The sequence below is a fragment of the Acrocarpospora sp. B8E8 genome (assembly GCF_039871605.1).
GTDB lineage: Bacteria > Actinomycetota > Actinomycetes > Streptosporangiales > Streptosporangiaceae > Acrocarpospora > Acrocarpospora macrocephala.
Window position 1 is genome coordinate 149281 of the sequence record NZ_JBDPLV010000015.1, and the last position, 20013, is coordinate 169293.

Genomic DNA, 20013 nt, shown 5'->3' on the forward strand with positions numbered 1-20013 from the left:
TCGCCGAAAATTTCATGGGAAAGGTCGGCCGCTGGCGCGCTTGCGAAGCGTGTTTCGCTGGGCGGGTGGCCGAAACTTTCAGGGAGATCTTGACAAATTTCGGAGAGTTCTCCACCCTGAGTTTCCGAGCGGTCTCCCCTGCCAGGTCGGTGGTGCACGGCAGCGGGTCGCCGTCCGCGACGCCCTGGTGGTGTGCGTTCCGGTGATAGGGCGCGGCGTCGATCCCGCGGGTGCTCCCGCGTTTCCCTCTTCCGTGATTCAGCTATGGAGGCTAGGCATGGGCACGAACGCCCTATTACCCCCCGCGACCAAAAGACGCTTCAACGGTCTGCGCCAGGCCCTGATCGCCGGCGCCGTCGGGGTGCTCGGGATGGCGCTGTTAGCGCCGGTCCCCGCCGACGCCGCGGCAAGCACGCTCGGCGCGGCGGCGCAGCAGAGCGGCCGGTACTTCGGCACCGCGATCAACGCCGGCAAGCTCGGCGAAGCGGCGTACACCACGATCGCCAACCGCGAGTTCGACATGGTGACGGCCGAGAACGAGATGAAGATCGACGCCACCGAGCCCAACCGGGGCCAGTTCAACTTCACCAACGCTGACCGCGTCTTCAACTGGGCCGTGCAGAACGGCAAGCGGGTACGCGGCCACACGCTGGCGTGGCACTCCCAGCAGCCGGGCTGGATGCAGTCCCTGTCCGGCAGCACGCTGCGCCAGGCGATGATCGACCACATCAACGGCGTGATGGCTCACTACCGGGGCAGGATCTACGCCTGGGACGTGGTCAACGAGGCCTTCGCCGACGGCAACGGCGGCAACCGGCGTGACTCGAACCTCCAGCGGACCGGCAACGACTGGATCGAGGTCGCCTTCCGTACGGCCAGGACCGCCGACCCGGCCGCCAAGCTCTGCTACAACGACTACAACATCGACAACTGGACCTGGGCCAAGACCCAGGCCGTCTATACCATGGTCCGCGACTTCAAGCAGCGCGGCGTGCCGATCGACTGCGTCGGCCTCCAGGGCCACTTCAACAGCGGCAGCCCCTACAACGCCAACTTCCGCACCACCCTGTCGAGCTTCGCCGCTCTCGGCGTCGACGTGGCCATCACCGAGCTGGACATCCAGGGCGCCTCAGCCACGACCTACGCCAACGTGACCAACGACTGCCTGGCCGTCCCGCGGTGCGTCGGCATCACCGTGTGGGGCGTCCGCGACAGCGACTCCTGGCGCTCCGGCGACACCCCGCTCCTGTTCGACGGCAGCGGCAACAAGAAGCCCGCCTACACCTCCGTCCTGAACGCCCTCAACGCCGTAACCCCCAACCCCAGCCCGACTCCCACCCCGACGCCCACTCCCACCCCGACACCGACGCTTACTCCGACACCTTCGCCTTCGCCCTCGCCGTCTCCGGTTCCGGGGGCCTGCTCGGCGACGATCACCACGGTCAACAGCTGGCCGGGCGGGTTCCAGTCGACGGTGACCGTACAAGCCGGCAACGCACCGGTCAGCGGATGGACCGTCCGGTGGACCTGGCCCAGCGGCCAGACCTTCATCAACCTGTGGAACGGCGTCCAGACCGTATCCGGTTCCGCCGTGACGGTCCGCAACGCCCCCTACAACGGCTCCATCGCCGCGAACTCATCCACCACCTTCGGTTTCACCGCCAACGGCACCGCGGCCACCCCAACCGCCACCTGCACCAGCCCCTGACCCCTTAACCGGCGAACGGATCCGATCGGTACGACGACCGACCGGATCCGTTCGGCGTATCGGAAGGCAGTGGCCAGGCCGTACAGGACGGCTACGCTCTGCTCTGCGAGAGGTGGTGGGTGATGCGCTATCGCAGAGCGGTGGAGAGGCTTCGGACGCTTGCCGAGGCCTGTGAGCGGACCAAGCTGCTACAGCTGGAGGAACCGTTCCTCCACGAGGCCTATGTGTTCGGCGACCTGCTCGCCGGTGCGGATCCGCTCGACCACGTGCAGGTCGCCTTCGTGCTGAACCTCCCACCTGAAGAGGTGCCCTGGGAGTCGCATCCCCGTGGCACCCCGTGGCTGGTCGATCTCTTGCGGCTGGACAAGGGCGGGGTCGCCTATTGGTGGCGCTCCCACCTGGAGCCCGTATGGAACCACCTCATCCGCGGCCCGGTCCGGTTCTGGTCGCTGGACGGCCCGGATGAGGTCGTGCTCGACGCGCTGGCCGAGCGTCGGTTCGACCGCCTGCGCCAGGTGATGCCAGACCCCGGCGAAGAACGCGCTCAGACGGCTGAGGAACTTCGAGCGGCGCTGAGCCACCTGCGCGCCATCCATGAAAGCTATTGGGATCACGAGTGGCGCCATGAGCATCGGGGGTCTGGTCGCTATCCAGAGCACCATCTGTGGGAGGCCGTTCAAGGCTATCTGGACCTCTTCGACGCGCACGATGGGTGAATGATCAGATTCGCGTTCGCATGTCGGGTTTCCAGTGCGGACGGCTAACGCGGCGGAGCCCTGGCTTGGACTCTGCTGGTGGTCGCCTCGCCAGCCTCGGCGTGAACGTTGCCGACGTCGAACCCAGCCTGATCGGCCGGCCATCCTCGACGCCCTCGAACGCGCCGGACTGGTGGAATCGGCTGCGGCGCTCCGAGACTGATGCCATTCCGCTAGTCCGGCTCGAAACAGTCGTGCGACGGAGCGGCGTCCCGATAGGCATGAGTCGGATCAGACGGGAAGCTCCCAGGTCTTCGTGAGCCAGGCTAGGTCTGCCTCGTTACGGGTACGGGCGAGACGCTCTCGTTCGAAGAGCGCCTCGGTCTTGGTCAGCACGAGGGTGTACGGCCGGCCCTGCCGCCGGGTCTCGTGGCGGACCGGCAACTCGGCCATATCTATCAGAGCGTGGACATGCGCTCGGCCCGCCTTCGCGAGCGGCCACTCGTAGGTACGCCGCTTCGGGTCCCGGAGGAACGCGCCAAGCGTCGCGCACAGATCACACGTGCAGCCGGTGGGCGGCTCGATCGACCAGTCGTCGGGCGCGCGCCGGGGCTGGGCGAGCGACGACCGGATCCGCTCGGCGCAGCCGACGGCCAGTTCGTCGAAACCGCGCCCGCTGCTTGCTGGCAGGGTCCCGGCAGCTCGCAGCGCGGCCGTCACAAGCAGGATCACCTGGTCGCCGTCCGCATGTCCGAGCTTGACGGCGTCGTCCAGCACGGCGGCCGACCCGGCCTGAGCCGCGGCCGTGAGGATGCCGGCGAACGGTCGGCCAAGGTTGGCCAGCCACTCGTCTTGGCTGTTGGTGGATTGCCCTGTGAGTGAGGGTCGGACTCCGCCTGCGAACCACTCCCACGACAGGTCCAGGACACGGCGGGCGGTCGTGGCCCCCTCGCTCCCGGTGGCCAGCAAGGCCGTGCCCAGTTGCGGGAGACCCGAGAGCCATTCCAGCAGCTCCGGGGAATATCCGAGTGTTCCCGGCCGCCAAGCTTCGGACCAGTCGCGCAGGAGAGCGGCCATCCAGGTTTCGCCGTAGTGCGCGGCCAGGTCCGCGAGCGCTGACGCGTGGTCAGGAACCAGTCGCTCAAGCTGGAACGGGTGTAGGAGCATCGCGGCCGTCTCCGCGTCATCCAGTCCCTTGACGGTCCCGAGTGCTCTCCCGAGGAGTTCGTCCTGCGGACCGGAACGGACCGCAGCGTTCCAGAACGGCACCAAGGCCTGTGCCGCGTCGTGGGCGTTCGTGACGTCTCCAGCGCGGATCATCTTGCCGAGTTCGTCCAGCGCCCAGACTGGGGATGCCTGGGCTCTGTTGGCGAAGCCCTGATTCCAGGGCCAGACGACGACCGCCGCTCGCCGGTACCAGCGGTCCAGTGTGTTGCCGTAGTTGCCCATATAGCCCTCGTACTCCGAGGCGTAGGGCGTAAGACCAGCCGATGGAGTCGTGGCAGCCACCTCCGCGTCGCGGAGAGTCAGTGAGATCTCCTCGGGTCGGCCTCCCCCCGGACCGACCCAGTGCGCGACAGTGATGTCGGAATCGATCAAGTCCTGAAGAACGTACTGCCCGTCGTCGGCATCGTCGGAGTCCTCCTCCAAGTAGTCGTCATAGTCGTAGTCCTCCTCATCGGAATCGATGGCATCCCAGGTTTCCTGGATTTCCGCCAGGGCCAGTACCACGTCACAGCCCGCCTTGTCCGCTGCCGCCCTCAACAGGGCGGCACGGTCGGCGTCGGCGCCCTTCAGCCGGGACCAGCTCAGCCCCCGAGTGGTGTACTCATGATCGAGCAGGTACGCCAACCGTGTTGGCGGATCGGCCTGGCCAGCGCCGTACGGGAGGGTGACCGGAGTCGCGAAGTGCTCGTCGAGACAGGCTGCGAGCTCATCAGCGAGCGTGTCCTCGGCTGAGGCGCTGCTGTCTCCCGTCAAGAGCAGGTTGTACGTGAGGGTGATCCGGTTCCCCGTTTTTACCGGAAGGACCTGGTGGCGGCAGTCGGCGTAGAAGGCGACCAGCGAGACCGCGACCTTCGACCCCCGGTACTCCGCGGTCTGGCCGCGGTGTTCGATGAGGAGCTCACCGCCGGTGTGCGCGGACGGCAGCGTCACTACCAAGGTCCCGACCATGGAGTCGTCCTTCTCGGAGTCTTGATGTGTGACGAAGAACTGGCCGGTCTCATACAGGAGCATGGAATGGAATTCCGGCGTGAGCTCGCAGTGCGGTGGTAGTCCCAGCTCGTCGCGCATTACCTCTAAGACGGCCTTGAACGCGTCTGTCCACTCGATGCGCACCAGGTCCTTAGGGATCTCCCAGGTGTCGCGGACCTCCGGGTCGGTCAGGGTCTGCTCGCCGCGCCCGAACCGCGCACGGTGGCCGAGCTCGCGCAACCGGATGGCCTGCTCCTCGGAGACAGGGAACTGAAGTGGGCCGAGTCCGTCGACCGCCACCGACAGATCGGTCATGAAGAGTTTTCGGTAGACACTCGACGCGGGAGGCTCCGCCAGTTCACCGAGCAGCTCAGCCAGTCGTTCGCGGGCCGTCCCAGGCACGAAACACTCCTCTTTCCCGAGAAAACCCAAACCTACAGCGCACCGCAAAGCAGCAATGGCGCATTGCGGTCCAAAGCAAACACTGGACCGACCCGTAGATCAGGAGCTGGCACCTCGGAGATCCTCACCATGTTCGCCGTACCACCTCAGCGCCACGCGGCGCCGATCCTTAGAGGTCGCTCCAGCGGAGGTTGAGTTGGTCCAGCAGTGCGGCCTCGCCCGGCGCGGTGAGCCGGATCGCGCGGTCGGAGCCGATCCGTTCGGTCCAGCCGATCTCGAAGAATCGGCTGCAGACGGCCGCGCCGGCGGCTCCGGCCAGGTGCGGGCGGCGTTCGGTCCAATCCAGGCAGCTGCGAACCATCGGACGGCGCGTCTGACGCAGTGCCTCGGTGTCCGCGCCCAACTCCCGCAGCCAGCCCAGACCGCTGGCGGTAAGCGTCCAGCCATCATGGCGAGTGAGCATGTCCTGGTCGGTCATCGCGTCGGTGACGGCGACGCCCAGCCACCCGGCGATGTGGTCATAGCACGTCCTGGCGCGCGCCAGCGCCGCGTGCGTCGTCACGGTGCGTAGCGTACGCGGGTGCTCGCGGCCGGGCGGAGTGTGCGCGGCCAGAGTCTCGATCAGCTCGGCGATCTCGGTACTGGCCAGCCGCAGGTAGCGATGCCTGCCCTGGCGTTCCTCGGCGAGTACGTCGGCGGCGACGAGCAGGTTCAGATGCTCGGTGGCCGTCGAGCGGGCAATGCCGGCGTATCTTGCCAGCTCGCCCGCGGTCCAGGCGCGTCCGTCGAGCAGGGCCACGCACATCGACGCCCGCGAGCGATCGGCGAAGATCGCCGCCAGTTCCGCTATCCCCGAAGCCGCGTCCACCCGAACACTCATGTGTCTTTAGTATCCGCCCATCGTTTCGGGCGGCACCGAACACTCCGGCCCGCACGATGGGCCCATGACCTTGACAGACGGCGCTGCTCGGCGGTCCGAACTCGTGGACCTTATGGCTTGCGCACGACCCCGCACCACTGGTCGACCTCGACCGGCAGGCTGCCGTCCCACTCTACGTCGGGGCGCCACCGCGAGCACGAGACCCACCCTGGCTCCACCACCTCAAGGCCGTCGAAGAACTCGGCGATTCGCTCGGGGGTTCGCAGCTTCAGCTTTGGCTGGGCGTCGACGTTCCACACGCGCACGGCCTCGGCGGTAGCCTCGCCGTTGATCGCCGTGGTGGTGTTGGCCACCGCTACGTAGCTCCCGGACGGCACCGCCGCCAGCAGCCGGTCGATGATCCGCTGCAGCTCATCGTCATCGCCGATGAAATGCATGACGCCCAGCAGCATGATCGCCATCGGCTGGGAGAAGTCCAGCGTCTTGGCCGCGTCCCGCAGGATGGTGTCCGGGTCGCGTAAGTCGGCGTCGATGTAGTCGGTGGCGCCCTCCGCGGAGCTGGTCAGCAGGGCTCGCGCGTGCACCAACACCAGCGGATCGTTGTCCACGTACACGATCCGCGACTCGGGGGCCACCCGCTGCGCGACCTCGTGGGTGTTGTCTTGGGTGGGCAGCCCGGTGCCGATGTCGAGGAACTGCCGGATCCCCACCTCGGCGGCCAGGTACTGTACTGCCCTCCCCAGGAACAGCCGGTCGGCCCGCGCCAGTTCGATCACCACGGGGAAGATCTCCCGAACCCGGTCCCCGACCTCCCGGTCCACGGGAAAATGATCTTTACCGCCCAGCCAGTAATTCCAGATCCGTGCCGTGTGCGGCACGTGCGACTTGAGCTTGTCCTCCATGGCGGGTTCGTCGGCCATCATCAGCCCTTCCAAGAACAGTAGGGAAGCCACCATACCCAAGTGTAGGCGGGGGTAACGTCGGCCACGGCGTGGTTCTTGGATCTAGGACGCGTGCGCTCTGCCAGCCGTTTGGCGGGGTTGGGCACGGCTCCCGGATCGCACCCGCCGACCGGCTCCAACCCGGTCGGCGCCGCTCTCTAATAGCGGCTTCAAGATGAATTCCTAAACAAAGAATCTCGGGTGAGAATGCGAGTGGCCAGAATTGGCCCGTTCCAGGCCATCGCGCACTCACTCACTGTTCGCTCGACATTTGCCTGCCGGTCGCCGAGATACACAAGGCTGCTGGAACGTTACTGCTAGTGGTCTGCTGCGGCGACCTGTGAAGAGGGCCCAAAATTGCGTAAGTATTGGCGTGGGACAGCCACCTTAGTAATCGCGTTCCTGACCGCTATTCCACTCCTCGTGTCACCCGCCTCGGCGGCGGAACCGGTTCCGTCCGTAAAGGTCAACGAGGTCGAGTCCAACGGCGGCACCCCGGGTGACTGGGTCGAACTGGTCAACACCGGTGCGACTCCCGTCGACCTCTCCGGCTGGCTCGTCAAGGACAACGACGACACCCACATCTTCACGATCGCCCCCGGTACCACGATCGCCCCCGGCGCGTTCCTGGCGCTCGACGTGGAGACGGCCTACGGTCTTGGCGGCGGGGACTCGGCCCGGGTGTTCCTGCCGGACGGCCTGACCCTCGTGGATTCCTACACCTGGCCCACGCACGCCCCGATCACCTATGGCCGTTGCCCCGACGGGACCGGCGCGTTCGCCGCCACCGTGGCATCGACCAAGGGCGCGGCGAACGACTGCGGCACGCCTTCGGCTTTCGTGAAGCTCAACGAGGTCGAGTCCAGCGGCGGCACGCCGGGCGACTGGGTGGAACTGGTCAACGTCGGTCCGATTCCGGTGGACCTGTCGGGCTGGCTCGTCAAGGACAACGACGACACGCACATCTTCACGATTCCGTCCGGTACCACGATTGCCCCCGGGACATTCCTGGCGCTGGATGTCGAGACGGCCTATGGGCTCGGCGCTGCGGACTCCGCTCGGCTGTTCCTGGCGGATGGTCTCACTGTCGTCGATTCGTACAGCTGGACCTCGCATGCCGCGACGACCTACGGTCGCTGCCCGAATGGTTCCGGCGCGTTCGCGGACACCGCTCTGGCGACCAAGGGCGCGGCGAACAACTGCGGCACGCCGGCGGCCGTCGTGAAGGTCAACGAGGTCGAGTCCAGCGGTGGCACCCCGGGTGACTGGGTCGAGGTGGTCAACACCGGTGCGACACCCGTTGACGTGTCGGGCTGGCTCGTCAAGGACAACGACGACACGCACATCTTCACGATCTCTCCGGGCACCACGATCGCTCCCGGTGCGTTCCTCGCGCTGGACGTGGAGACGTCCTACGGTCTGGGCGCCGCGGACTCCGCTCGGCTGTTCCTGTCGGACGGCCTGACCCTCATGGATTCGTACACCTGGACCGCCCACGCCACGACCACCTACGGCCGCTGCCCCGACGGCACGGGCGAGTTCGCCGAGACGACGACGCCGAGCAAGGGCGCGGCGAACACGTGCGCCGGGCAGGTTCCCGCTTCGCCGTGGCCGGGTGGCGCGGCTGTCGCCACCGCCGACGTCGCCAACTTCCTCGGCGGCAACATGAGCGGCCTGGCCTACGAGGCGTCCGGCGATGGCACCCCCGGCGTGCTCTGGGCGGTCAAGAACGGCCCCGGCATGCTCTACCGCCTGGAGTGGGACGGCACCACGTGGGCGGCCGCCACGACCGACGGCTGGAACACCGGAAAGACGCTGCGCTACCCGACCGGCACCGGCGATCCCGACGCCGAGGGTGTGACCCTGACCGGAGCCGGTCTCGCGGGCGGCGTGTTCGTCTCGACCGAGCGCGACAACGGCAACAGCGGCGTCAGCCGCCCCACCGTGCTCCGCTTCGACCCGTCCGGTACGGCCGGCACCCTCACCGCCACGAAGGAATGGAACCTCACCGCGGACCTGCCGACGGTGGGCGCGAACGCCGGGCTGGAGGCGATCTCCTGGATCCCCGACTCGTTCCTGACCTCGCGCGGCTTCCTCGACGAGCGCACCGGCGCGGCCTATGACCCGGCCGGCTACCCGGGCCACGGCGACGGTCTGTTCTTCGTCGGCCTTGAGGGCAACGGCAGCGTCTACGCGTACGCACTCGACCAGGTCGGCGGCGGATTCACCCGGATCGCCACGATCGTGAGCGGGTTCCCCGGCGTGATGGACCTGGAGTTCGAGCCCGAGTCGAAGCGTTTCTGGGTGGTGTGCGACGACACCTGCACCGGTCGCACCGCGATCCTGGACATCGACGCCACCGGCAAGTTCGCCGTCAGCACCCGCTACGAGCGTCCGGGTTCGATGCCCAACCTCAACAACGAGGGGTTCACGATCACGCCGCAGTCGGAGTGTGTGGACGGCCACAAGCCGGTCTTCTGGTCCGACGACAGCAACACCGGCGGCCACGCGCTGCGCGGCGGCACCCTCAACTGCACCGTGGCCGACCTCGACGCGGACAACGACGGCATCAACGATGACGTGGACGTGACGTTCCCGCCGGGCACCGCGCAGGCGAACAACCCGGACAACCAGACGTTCTCCGACAAGCTCCTCGGCGGCACCACGTCAGGCAAGATCCTCAACCGCAACGGCCGTACGCTCACGATCTCCGACGCCCACAACCCCGCCGGGGTCCTGGTGGGCACCGGCCCCGGCTCCCTCCCGGCGCGATTCCAGCTGGCCGACAACTTCGGGACGATCGAGCTGGGACGCGGCTCCTACCGGCTCACCGCCGCCGGCAAGACCAGCACGATCACGACGGTCATCGGCGAGCAGGCGGTCGTCACCGTCACGGTGAACGGCACGCCGATCACCCTGACCGTCGGCGCGGGCGGCTCCCTCACCTACACCGAGGTGCCCGGCAACGGCACGGTCGCCGGGCTGACCGGCATCCAGCGGACGGGGACCGTCGGCATCCGAGCGAACGGCCTGCCCGCCACCGCCTGCGCCGGGATCGAGATCCAGAACGTCATCGTCGCCACGAGCGCCAACAACCCCCTCGTCGGCACCGGTGGCAACGACCTGATCATCGGGCGGCACGACAACGACCGCGTCACCGGTAACGGCGGCAGCGACTGCGTCGCGACGCAGGGTGGCGACGACGAGATCACCACGACCGACGGCGACGACTGGATCGACGCGGGCGGCGGCGCCAACCTGGTGAACACCGGCGCCGGCGACGACACCATCACGACCGGGAACGGCGATGACAGCATCGACTGTGGCACGGGCGTGGACGTGGCGCGGCCGGGTCGTGGCACCAACGCCAACGTAAGCGATCAATGTGAGACGTTCGGGACCTGAAGTACCAGGTCGTGACTGAAGCAGAGCCCGTGACCTGTTTGCAGGTCACGGGCTCTTGCAATCTTTCAACCGCTAGCGCAAAGTTCTCTAGAGAACTTTGCGCTTTCTCCTGAAGCGCTGGCAAGGGGAATCGGGTCCCACGCAACCACCCTTGGGGTGGGCATCTCGGACCTCTAAGGACCGCACTCTAACTCAAAGTCAAATTGTTTGTCAATAGAGCCAGATCACGATTCCGGTCAGGTCGTTGAGCACCGCCGCGACGCCCGCCCTGATGGCCGCCGCGCACCGCTCGGGAGTGAACGAGCCGGGGTCGTACGTCGAGGACATGCCGAACTCCTCGCCCCGGAACGACGCGCCAGACCAGTCGGCGGCCGTGACGTGTTTCACGACCGACACGGGCCAGCTCGACCTGCTTCCCAAGGACAAGAAGTCCGTCGGAATCGGCGTCTGGCTCCATGCCGACCGCGACAGTGTCACGATCCAACCCGGAAAGACGGTCGAAGTCCCATTCACGGTCGCTGGGTCGACACGTTCGGCGAGTTCTGCGGCGTCCAGCGCGGTCAGCACCCTCGTGAGGCGCAGGCGCTCCTCGCCGGCCGGTACCTCGGCCACGGATCTTGGCTCGACCGAGTCCCACAGGTCGGCGATGAGGAGTGGGGTGGTGCCGGTATGCCGTACCAGCTGGGGGAGCAGGTCCTGGCGGACGGTGCAGGTGACGCAGCCGTGCGCGAGCTGGACCTCGGTGACGTCAAGGACTTCGTTCATGAACTGATCGCAAGTACGGATATTTCCGTCGAAGTTCTACGGGACCGGCTGGGATCATGCCTCCATGACGTTCCGCAAGGAGAGGCAGATTCTCGCCGAGCTACACCGTTCGCTGGACCGGCGTTACCGGCCCGAAGACGTCGCCGACCTGGTTCTCGCCGCGCTGAGCGGTCGGCTGACGCGGCGCGAGCAGGTCGTGCTGGAACGTGCGGCTCAGCACTCCCTCCGCCGGACAGGTTCGTTCTCCTCGATGTCCGCCGACTACGCCAGACCGGTCGGTGGCGCCAACCAGGTGGCGGCGGCGAACCGCCTGTTCGGCCGGCGGGTGGAGGCCGATCCCGACGATCCCGAGTCGCTGCTGGAGTTCGCGGCGACCGTCGGGCAAGAGATCCAGTGGGAGCCGGAACACACCGACTTCCTGGCTGACCGCCTCAACCGGGAGGCCAGGGAGGCGGTGGGAATGGACCTGTCCAAGCGTCAGTACAACCGCCGGTTCCGGGTGCTACGCCGGATCGCCGCCAAGGCAACCATCCTGAGCACCGAACAGGACAAGCGCCGCCTGCTCCTGGTCGGTGTCACCGGCTTCGGCGCGGACATCCCCCTGGACAGGTTCCTCGCCGACCCGGACGCGGCGTGTTTCGTGGCGTACTACACCGCCCGGCGCAAGACGCGCCGGGAGTTCAGCCTCTCCGGCCGGGACAACCCGTTCGACGAGATCGCCCAGGTGCTCCTCGACCGGTGCGAGTCCCGCAGCGACTGGTGGATGATCGCCCAGGTACGGGCGACCCCCGACGTCCTGCCCCAGCTGACCGACGAGGAGCGCGGCCGTCTGCTGGGTCAGTGGTCGGCGGTCATGCGACACAGCGCCGACCTGCTGCGCGCCCGCTGGAACCCTGCCACCGACCGCACCACCATGATCGTACGGCGTGGCGACGACTCCACCACGTGGAACAACCTGGCGGTGGCCTACAACGCGGCCCGCTCCGGCTGGCTGGCCTGCCTGGCGTCCCTGAACGCGCTCGAACTGCTGGACGTGACCTGCCCCGGCAAGGTGATGCGCCTGATGGCCGCCGACCTGGCCGCCTGGCATCGCATCACGGGCGGCGGCGTCGACCAGAACACGGAGGTGTGGGCGGCCCTACCGCTTCCGTGGGAGGTGCTGGACGGCACAGTTGTGTGCACGCGCTCCGACGTGGACACCCTCTGCCGCGCCGCCGGCCTGGATCCGGAAAAGTCAGGCTGGACCGCACCCACTCCGCCGAGCGGGGTGGCGGTGTTCCGGCCCACGCCAGAGTTGGTCCACGGCGTGAGCATCGCCGACCCGGTGTGGGCCGCCCTGTTGCGCCGGGCCGGGGCGTTCAGCGGCCGACGCATGAACCCCGACCTGGCCACCGCCGTCCACCACGGCCTGACCTCCGGCGTGGTGATCAGCGACCTGCCCACGACAGATAAATAGCCGCAGCCCCTCAGGGTTTCCGTCCATAATTGACGTAGCCTCGTTGTAGCTCAGTGGTAGAGCGCCCGGCTCCAGACCGGGTGGACGCCGGTTCGAGCCCGGTCAGCGAGGCCATCAATCTTTCGGAAGAGCCTGTGTGGCCATCGCGGCCATTCCTTTCATACGTACGGGAAATCCGGCTATCGATCGACGGACCTGTCGATCGGCTGATCGGAAAGCTACTCTGTCCACCTGCGTCCATCACCTCGCCCCAGGGGGATCCGCGTGGCCAAGGACCTTGAAGGTTGTGGCTTTCTCATGGCGGCCGGTTTCGCCACGTGGGTGACGGTCGTTGCTCTGGTGCAGTCCACGTCGGAAAACGACCCGAGTGGTTTGATCCTCGTCCCCTTTGCGACCGGCGGCGTCTACCTGCTCTATTCCATGAGACGAAAGCGCGTGCTCGCGACAGAACGCGCGCAGGTCCGTGACACCGTTGACCTCGTTCTGGACCCCACACTGACCGACGACGAGTACCGGACCGTCATCGACAGCCTGATTCCCCGTCCGGCTAATCGGGCCACCAGCCAGAATGGCCCCTACCAGCGCCGATTCGTCATCGTCGCCCAATTGTCAAAGCAAGCCCAACGACTTCTCTCCCGGGCCAGGACAGCCGCTGACACCGTCGCGCGGTCCCGGGCCAAACAGCAGGGCCTGCTCGACGCGGTGGCCAACGACGTGATCCTCCCCCAGCAGATTTGGGAGATCGCCAGACTCCTCCAGATGCAGACACACCTCCAACACGAACAACGCGAGGCCCGCCAGGGCGTCATGACCCCCGAACTGAACGCGGTCCTCGAACCCCAGCAAGCCGCGCTCCAACGCTCCATCATGACCGTGACCGTCAGAGTCGAAGCCCTGGAAAAATACGCCTACCGCGTCCAGGAAACCGACGCCGCCCTCCGCGCCCGCGAAGCACTCCAAAACAACGACAAGTACCGCGCCCTGCTCGCCCACACCGACGACACCGAAGGCCTGACCCAACTCACAGCCCAGGCCAACGCCCTGGAACGAACCGTGGCCAACAACGTCCGGCATGCCATCGAGGCCGGCCAGACACTCAGCCTGTGATCACCGCAACACCCCCCAACAAGGCGAAGGCTGCCCGAGGGCGACTTGCCTCCACCCATAGACCCGGCAATACGGGCTGGGGCCCCAGAAGAATGGACGGACGGGTGGGCGGGGGAACCCGGCAGCCGATCTCGATCGTCGCGTCCGGGTCGTACGCGCCCGCGGCCGGTGTAGCGGGCGGCCCCCTCCTGGGTTCAGCCGCGCTCGTACGGGATCTTCTCGCCGGCCTCGATCGCGACCGGCAGGCGGTTCTCGGCAGGCGGCAGCGGGCAGGTGGCGAAGTCGGTGTACGCGCAGGGCAGGTTCACGGCCCGGTTGAAGTCGAGCACCACGCGGCCATCGGAGCCGGGCGCGTCCAGTGTCAGGACGCGGTTGTCGGTGTACGTGGTGACGCCGGACGTCGCGTCGGTGAACAGGACGGTCAGGCTGCCCGGTGCGTAGCCGTCGAACGCCGTGAGGCTCAGCGCCTGCCCGTTGAGCTCGAACTCGATTCGCCCGGGCGCGTGGTACACGTGCTCCAGCCCCTCCACCGCGGCCCCGACGGTGGTCGGCCGGGGCTGGTCGAACGGCACGTAACGCCCCTCGATCACCCACCGCGGATCCGGCGCGAACACCGGCGTGCCGGCGTACTCGACCCGCAGCGGATGGTCCGGATGCCTCGGCCGGACGATGTCGTGCCCGCCCCGCTTGGCCACCTCGATGACCGCGTCGCCCCACCCGGCGTTGATCCCGCCGCGCTCGGGGATGACGCCGAACACGTACCGCTCCCGGCGGGGAGACCCGGCCACGACCAGTTCCTCCCCCGCGCCGAGCGTGACCACGACCCCCTCGGCGCCGGTCGACCACTCCCCGGGCGCGCCCGGCACGCGCCGCGGCCCGGACGTCAGCCAGTGCAGCCCGGTGACGGCGAGAAACCCATGCCGATCGGCCCGCACCGTCTTGTGCCGCCGATGCCAGTCATGCCAGTCCTGGACGAATGCCTCTGCCACGGTGCCGGCGACTGCCATTGTCCTGCTCCTCACGCTCGTGTTTCAGTGGTGCGAGGCGATGACCTCGCGGCCGTGCGGTGACTCCCAGTCGCCGGCGTACGGCTCGACCATGACCCGCCAGGGGGACGCCGGCGGAGCCTGGGCCATCCGGGCGATCGCGGCGAAGTCGGTGGTGTCACGGAACGGCGGAAGCTGGTACAGATCCCTGGCGTACGCCCACAGCTGCGGGAAGTCGATCAACCGCAACTTGCTGATCTTGATCAGCGGGTTGTAGCCGAGGTCGTACCGGACCAGCAAGGTCCACAGCCGCAGGTCGGGCATGGTGATCCGCGACCCCAGCAGAAACCTGCGATGCCGCAGTCTCCCGTCCAGCTCGTGAAAGACGGCGGTCAGCCGCTTACGTTCCACCGTGTACTCTTCGCTGGTCGCCGCGCGGGCGACGCGATGGAGGGTCCGCTCGACGTACTCCTCGATCACGTCGTCGAGCTCGCCGAGTTCACGCCGCAGCCGCTCGGGACGGAGATCGGGCTGCTGCCCGCCGCCGAGCCGGACCAGCTCCCGCACGATGGCGATCCGCTGCTCCACCGCGTCGGCGCCGATGACGGCGAGCCGCGATTCGACGTCGGCGGAGTCGTACTCAGTCGCCCATTCGGCGAGATTCACGTGGTTGATGATGGTCTTGGACATGGTGCTCCCTCGTCAGAGCCGTCAGGTGATCAGGGGACGAGGGAACGACACCTGGCGGAGTGCGAACGGCACAGATCGATCTCCAGCCGCGCCACCAGAAATGACGACCGCACGACGACATCGGCGGGGACCAAGTCCATACCCACCCAGGAGCGCCGCCGAACAAGACTCATGATTCAAAGCTAGGCACCCCGATGGAATAAGTCAATATTCCCTACCTGATTTACATAGATTCACCGTGACGCCGTCCGCGACCAGGATCTCCGCGGCCTCGCGCAGGCGGCGCTCGCCTTCTCCGAAGAAGGAGCACTCACGCAGCGCCCATCCGAGGTTGGCCAGGGCGAACCCCTCGCCGCGACGGAAGCCGGATCTGCGGAACTGGGCCACCGCCTTGTTCAGCGGGTTGATAGCCGCTTTGGGCCGGCCTTTCATGCGTAGCAACTGCCCGAAACCCATCCAGAGCACGCCCCTGGCGTGGTCACCTTCAGCGTCAGAAAGGAGCGCCTCGACCCTGTCGCACAGGACCTGGACATCGTCCGGGCACACCCGGTTGAGGACGTCGCGGGCCTGCTCGATCTGCTCGCCACAGGCGAGGGCGAGGGCGAGGTCCACGAGGACGCGGTCGTGCGCATGGCGATCGCCGGCTTGCTCCAGGAGTTCCGCCGCCTGCCGAAGTACCTGGTCAGCCGCGTCGGCTTCGCCGACCTGGAGCCATGCGGCACCATAGGCGGCTTTGGCCAGGCCGAGCGCGTGGCGATCGCCTGAGCGTTGCGCCTCCCGCACCGCCCGCGACGCCACGGCCAGAGGCGACGGAGTGGAGTGCGCCCAGCCCTGCTGCTCCTCGTTCCACACGAAGCCCTGCTCCGCGTAGGAGGCATCGCCCTGATCGCCGAGAACCACGAAGTCGCCCAGTTGCTCCCGCCACTCGATTCGCCCAAGCTCTGCGTGGTCGTCGGTGATCACCATGGCGGTGTGATCTTTCACGAGCTCGTTGTGGATGTAATGGTCGAAGTACCGGTTGAGGGCGTCCGTGGCTCCGTCGCCAGCGGCCAGCTCCCTGACGTACAGCAGCACCAGGTCGTGCAAACGCCAGTATTCAAGATCCGTCGAGCACTCCCAGACCACGTATTCCAGCAGGTGCGCTCGGGTGAGCGCCACCAGGGACCTGCGGACCTCTGCCGGGGGCTCGCCCGCCAGGGCCGCGGCCGCGGGAAGGGAGAGGTACGAGACGCCCGTGCGTCGCGCCTGTTGGCCGGGCTGGTGACGGGGATTGAGCGACAGCAGCCTGAGCAGGCGCTGATGCGGGCTCGTCAGCTTCGTGTAGGACATGGTAAGGGCCGCGCGGACGCCGCGCTCCTGTGAGTCGTGGTATTCCAGCGCGTCCAGCCGCCGGTGCTCGTCGGCGAGTTCGGCCACCAGGTCCGGCAGCGGGCGTCGCGGGTCGACGCGTACGGAGGCCGCCACGATCTGCAGAGCCAACGGGAGCCGCCCGCACAGGTCGGCCAGCCGCTCGGCGTGCGCGGGATCCTGATCGGCCAGACCCAGCACCCGGATCGACGCGCCCACGCTCAGCACCTCCACGTCGATCCTCGCGGCGTGCCGTGGGTTGTCCAGCGTGAGCCTGGATGTCACCACCACCCGGTGCGGTCCTGCGCCGGGGACCAGCGGCACGACCTGACCGTCGGACGCGGCGTTGTCGAGCACGATGAGCGTGGCCTCGCCTCGCTCGGCGAGGCGCGCGCGATACTGCGCCTGGCGGCCCTTGGCCGTGGGCTCGAACGCCCCCTCGCTCACGCCGAGCTCACGCAGTGCCGTCCGCACGGCTTGGTCGCCGCTCACCGGGCCGTCGGAGTCGTAGCCGGACAGGTCCAGGTAGATGACCCCGCCCGGGAACCAGCCCCGCTCCAGCGCCAGGTACGCCGCGTTCGTCACCAGCGCGCTCTTGCCGACCCCCGCCATTCCCGCGACCAGGGCCACCGGCGGTCCGCCGGCGCGGGGGCCCAGCGTCCGCAGCAGGTCCTCGATCTCCTGATCGCGGCCCACCAGGTCTGCCACCCTGTTGGGCAGGCCGCCATACGAGCGCGCCGGTTCGGCCGCCTGGGCAGGGGACGGCCGCGGTTCTTCCGACGCCACCGTCTGCGTACGCCGCGCGACACGGGAGTCACGAGACTGCTTGGCCTCGGCCAGCAGTTCCAGCCACCCCTCCGCATCGCCGGGCGCCGCCCTCAGGGGGGCCTTTCGCCTGGTGGCCTGTTCCAGGCACAGCTGCACGATCGCCAGCAGCGGGCCGCTGTCCTCGGGCAGGTGATCGCCCTTCTTCCAGTCGTACAGCGTGCTGCGGCTGACCACCGGCCGCTGCCGCAGCACCTGATCGACGCCGAGCCCCGCGGCGCCGAGCAGGGCGCTGAAGGCCATCCCGAAATCCTCCGGCGTGCGCAGCGATGCCATGACTGCTCTCGTCCCCTGCGTCCTTGGTGCCCGGCCCGGCCGCCGCCCTCCGAGCTTGTCCGAACCTTTCGGATATTCCCCCATCCGGACGGCTGCCGTCTCGCCTGCGGGAAAGATTGATGTCAGTCCGATCCTGTCCGAACCCCCTTCCAGACGGACCGCCATCGACCGCAACCTGCGGTCATGTCCTCCCCACGCAGACCCGCCCGCCGCGGACTCCCCGCCACCAAAGCCGGGACGGCCTGGACGCTTGCCGGCGTTCACGCCGGACTATGGTGGAACGCCCCCGCTCTGGCCGTGATTCTCACCGTGCTCGAGGCGGCCCTCGCCCTCGTCATCGTCACCACCGCGCTGTACGCGTCGAAAACGATCAGCGACCGGGCCTTCCTCATGCTGCCGTGGACAATCCCCACCCCATCACGCCGCCAGGTGACCACCAGAAGAGCTCCCAGCCAGGCAGGACCCGAAACCGACGCCGGCACTCACTGACCGTCTTCTTGCCCTGGCAGTAGAGAGGTGACCCGGACGAGGTCGTCGTTGGTCGCCGGTCTTTGGAGGACTAGCAGGAGGTCGGGGTGCTCGACCGGGTGGAGTTGGAACATTTCCAGGTTGACCCGCCCGATTTCGGGGTGGTCAATTCCGATGACGGCGGGCCTGAAGGAGCGGATGGGATATTCCGCCCACCAGGCCCGGAACTCCGGACTCGCCTCGGTCAGCTCGCCCACTATCTCGGTGAATCGCAGGTCGTCGGGGTGCTGGCCGACCGCGGCTCGGAACTGGCTGAGCAATGCGCGTGCGGCGGGCTCCCAGCGGACCATCCGGGACCGGTTGTCCGGATCGGTGAACATCATCCACAGCACGTTCCGCCGGTCGGGCGGGAGCTTTCTCGGGTCGTGCCGAAGAAGCGCATAAGGGATGTTCCACACCAGGTAATCGAAATGATGGTCGTAAATCGAGGCGGCATTCGGCACGGTCGCGTCGACCAGGCGCTGGAGCCTCGGGAGAACGTCGTCCGCGGCCGTTTCCCGCGGTGGGGCGGGCAGGCCGGCCAGGCGGCGGAGGTGGCGATGGCCGTCGGGGTCGAGCCGCAGCGCGCGCGCCAGCGCGTCGACCACCTGGCCGGAGGCCGAGATGTCCCGGCCCTGCTCCAGCCACGTGTACCAGGTGAGCCCGACGCCGGAGAGCTCGGCAACCTCCTCACGGCGCAGCCCGGGGGTTCGGCGCAGGCTCGGATCCCCTTCTGGCAGGCCCACCTCGGCGGGACGCAGACGCGCCCGCTGGGCACGGAGAAAGGCGGCGAGCTCGGCCCGGCGGGCCGACTCCCTGGTCGGGTGGCTAGCAGCAGGAACACCAGGACCGTCGTGATTTGTCCCTTTATCTTGACGACCGTAGCCATTCACTCCGTGAGTCTGACATGGAGGCACGGGTTTGTCCGACCAAGTCGATCAAGCTAATCGAAAGGGACCAGTGCTGGTCATCGGAGCCTCCGGCCAGCAGGGTGGCGCGACCGCGCGACAACTGCTCGAACGCGGCTGGGCCGTACACGCCCTGGTACGCGCCCCGGATTCGCCGGCCGCCCGGGCGCTGGGCGCGGCGGGTGCGGAGCTGGTGGTCGGCGATCTGGACGACGCGGCGTCGCTGCGGAAGGCGATGGACGGCGTCCGCGCGGTGTTTCTCGTGCTGACCATGATGGTCGGGCCCAGAATCAGCCCCGAGGGTGTGGCGGCCGAGGAACGGCGTGGCAAGGCGGTGGCGGACCTCGCCAAGGAGTGTGGCATCGAGCATCTGGTGTACAGCTCGCTCAACGGCGCGGACGCCGATTCCGGAATCCCCTACTACGAGAGCAAGAAGCGGATCGAGGAGCGCATCCACGCGCTCGGGCTGCCGGCGACGATCCTGCGGCCGGTGTTCTTCATGGACAATTTCGCCACCTACAGCCGTCCGGTCGTGGAGGGCGGCGAACTGGTCGTCAACCTCGCCACACGGCCGACGGTCCCGATGCAGCTGATCGCGGTGCGCGACATCGGCGCGTTCGCGGCGATCGCCTTCGACCGGCCCGACCGCTTCGTCGGACGGACGGTGGAGATCGCCGGCGATGTGCTGACTCCGCCGGAGGTCGCGGAGACCTTCGGCCGGGTCCGCGGCCTGCCGGCACGGTTCCGCCAGACGCCGATCGAGCAGGTACGCGCCTTCGACAAGCAACTGGCCATGATGTTCGAGTTCTTCAACGAGCGGCCCGCTATCCCAGCCGACGTCTCGGCGCTCCGGCTTGAGCACCCGGGCCTGCTGAACCTGGAGGCCTGGCTGCGTACCACCGGATGGACGCCGTGAGCC

Annotated in this window: 15 protein-coding genes and 1 tRNA gene; 8 read left to right on the plus strand and 8 right to left on the minus strand. The window is 67.8% G+C overall.

Features of this window, described 5'->3' with window-relative positions; all coding sequences use genetic code 11:
- The first annotated feature begins 277 nt into the window (after window positions 1-277).
- Entirely contained in the window at window positions 278-1708 is a 1431-nt protein-coding gene (locus ABGB08_RS17310; protein ID WP_347591430.1) for an endo-1,4-beta-xylanase, read from the plus strand.
- Window positions 1709-1848: 140 nt separating this feature from the next.
- Entirely contained in the window at window positions 1849-2424 is a 576-nt protein-coding gene (locus ABGB08_RS17315) for a hypothetical protein (protein WP_347591432.1), read from the plus strand.
- 270 nt (window positions 2425-2694) lie between these two features.
- Here the strand turns inward: ABGB08_RS17315 and ABGB08_RS17320 are convergent, their stop codons facing one another.
- The 3 genes from ABGB08_RS17320 to ABGB08_RS17330 form a co-directional block, all read right to left on the minus strand.
- Window positions 2695-5001: a 2OG-Fe(II) oxygenase gene (locus tag ABGB08_RS17320; RefSeq protein ID WP_347591434.1), complete on the minus strand. Its 2307-nt coding sequence runs from the start codon at window positions 4999-5001 to the stop codon at window positions 2695-2697.
- Window positions 5002-5170: 169 nt separating this feature from the next.
- Window positions 5171-5881, minus strand: a complete 711-nt coding sequence (locus tag ABGB08_RS17325; RefSeq protein WP_347591436.1) for a helix-turn-helix domain-containing protein — start codon at window positions 5879-5881, stop codon at window positions 5171-5173.
- Window positions 5882-5991: 110 nt separating this feature from the next.
- A complete protein-coding gene (locus ABGB08_RS17330) occupies window positions 5992-6804 on the minus strand; it encodes an SAM-dependent methyltransferase (protein ID WP_347591438.1) in 813 nt (270 codons plus the stop codon).
- 441 nt (window positions 6805-7245) lie between these two features.
- Here ABGB08_RS17330 and ABGB08_RS17335 point away from each other — a divergent pair, with 441 nt between their 5' ends.
- Window positions 7246-10227, plus strand: coding sequence for a lamin tail domain-containing protein (locus ABGB08_RS17335; protein ID WP_347591440.1), 2982 nt, complete (start codon window positions 7246-7248; stop codon window positions 10225-10227).
- Window positions 10228-10437: 210 nt separating this feature from the next.
- On the opposite strand, the gene ABGB08_RS17340 is transcribed toward ABGB08_RS17335, so the two are convergent.
- On the minus strand, window positions 10438-10992 hold the full coding sequence (locus tag ABGB08_RS17340; protein ID WP_347591442.1) for a hypothetical protein: 555 nt from the start codon (window positions 10990-10992) through the stop codon (window positions 10438-10440).
- Between the two features lie 64 nt (window positions 10993-11056).
- Between ABGB08_RS17340 and ABGB08_RS17345 the strand changes: the two genes are divergently transcribed.
- From ABGB08_RS17345 to ABGB08_RS17355, 3 genes are all read left to right on the plus strand, one after another.
- The gene (locus ABGB08_RS17345) at window positions 11057-12448 is read left to right on the plus strand and encodes a hypothetical protein (protein WP_347591444.1); all 1392 of its coding nucleotides are present in this window, start codon (window positions 11057-11059) and stop codon (window positions 12446-12448) included.
- Window positions 12449-12487: 39 nt separating this feature from the next.
- Window positions 12488-12562: transfer RNA gene (locus tag ABGB08_RS17350), tRNA-Trp, on the plus strand.
- Window positions 12563-12868: 306 nt separating this feature from the next.
- On the plus strand, window positions 12869-13555 hold the full coding sequence (locus ABGB08_RS17355; RefSeq protein WP_347591446.1) for a hypothetical protein: 687 nt from the start codon (window positions 12869-12871) through the stop codon (window positions 13553-13555).
- Between the two features lie 194 nt (window positions 13556-13749).
- On the opposite strand, the gene ABGB08_RS17360 is transcribed toward ABGB08_RS17355, so the two are convergent.
- From ABGB08_RS17360 to ABGB08_RS17370, 3 genes are all read right to left on the minus strand, one after another.
- On the minus strand, window positions 13750-14562 hold the full coding sequence (locus ABGB08_RS17360) for a DUF1684 domain-containing protein (RefSeq protein WP_347591448.1): 813 nt from the start codon (window positions 14560-14562) through the stop codon (window positions 13750-13752).
- A 24-nt stretch (window positions 14563-14586) separates the two neighbouring features.
- On the minus strand, window positions 14587-15231 hold the full coding sequence (locus ABGB08_RS17365) for a glutathione S-transferase C-terminal domain-containing protein (protein ID WP_347591450.1): 645 nt from the start codon (window positions 15229-15231) through the stop codon (window positions 14587-14589).
- 204 nt (window positions 15232-15435) lie between these two features.
- A complete protein-coding gene (locus tag ABGB08_RS17370) occupies window positions 15436-17679 on the minus strand; it encodes an ATP-binding protein (protein WP_347591452.1) in 2244 nt (747 codons plus the stop codon).
- Window positions 17680-17862: 183 nt separating this feature from the next.
- On the opposite strand from ABGB08_RS17370, the gene ABGB08_RS17375 reads away from it, so the two are divergent.
- Window positions 17863-18168 carry a hypothetical protein gene (locus tag ABGB08_RS17375; protein WP_347591454.1) on the plus strand — a complete coding sequence of 102 codons (306 nt, stop codon included), beginning with the start codon at window positions 17863-17865 and terminating at the stop codon, window positions 18166-18168.
- Here the strand turns inward: ABGB08_RS17375 and ABGB08_RS17380 are convergent.
- A complete protein-coding gene (locus ABGB08_RS17380) occupies window positions 18162-19103 on the minus strand; it encodes a helix-turn-helix transcriptional regulator (RefSeq protein WP_347591456.1) in 942 nt (313 codons plus the stop codon). The genes ABGB08_RS17375 and ABGB08_RS17380 overlap by 7 nt on opposite strands.
- Before the next feature lie 43 nt (window positions 19104-19146).
- Between ABGB08_RS17380 and ABGB08_RS17385 the strand changes: the two genes are divergently transcribed.
- Window positions 19147-20010, plus strand: coding sequence for an NmrA/HSCARG family protein (locus ABGB08_RS17385; protein WP_347591458.1), 864 nt, complete (start codon window positions 19147-19149; stop codon window positions 20008-20010).
- Window positions 20011-20013 lie beyond the last annotated feature (3 nt).

Excerpts from the sequence above, each read along its gene's own strand:
- ABGB08_RS17370 (WP_347591452.1), bottom strand. The coding sequence starts at position 17,679 with ATGGCATCGCTGCGCACGCCGGAGGATTTCGGGATGGCCTTCAGCGCC.
- ABGB08_RS17360 (WP_347591448.1), bottom strand. The coding sequence starts at position 14,562 with ATGGCAGTCGCCGGCACCGTGGCAGAGGCATTCGTCCAGGACTGGCAT.
- ABGB08_RS17340 (WP_347591442.1), bottom strand. The coding sequence starts at position 10,992 with ATGAACGAAGTCCTTGACGTCACCGAGGTCCAGCTCGCGCACGGCTGC.
- ABGB08_RS17325 (WP_347591436.1), bottom strand. The coding sequence starts at position 5,881 with ATGAGTGTTCGGGTGGACGCGGCTTCGGGGATAGCGGAACTGGCGGCG.
- ABGB08_RS17375 (WP_347591454.1), top strand. The coding sequence starts at position 17,863 with ATGTCCTCCCCACGCAGACCCGCCCGCCGCGGACTCCCCGCCACCAAA.
- ABGB08_RS17310 (WP_347591430.1), top strand. The coding sequence starts at position 278 with ATGGGCACGAACGCCCTATTACCCCCCGCGACCAAAAGACGCTTCAAC.
- ABGB08_RS17345 (WP_347591444.1), top strand. The coding sequence starts at position 11,057 with ATGACGTTCCGCAAGGAGAGGCAGATTCTCGCCGAGCTACACCGTTCG.
- ABGB08_RS17355 (WP_347591446.1), top strand. The coding sequence starts at position 12,869 with ATGAGACGAAAGCGCGTGCTCGCGACAGAACGCGCGCAGGTCCGTGAC.
- ABGB08_RS17365 (WP_347591450.1), bottom strand. The coding sequence starts at position 15,231 with ATGTCCAAGACCATCATCAACCACGTGAATCTCGCCGAATGGGCGACT.
- ABGB08_RS17330 (WP_347591438.1), bottom strand. The coding sequence starts at position 6,804 with ATGATGGCCGACGAACCCGCCATGGAGGACAAGCTCAAGTCGCACGTG.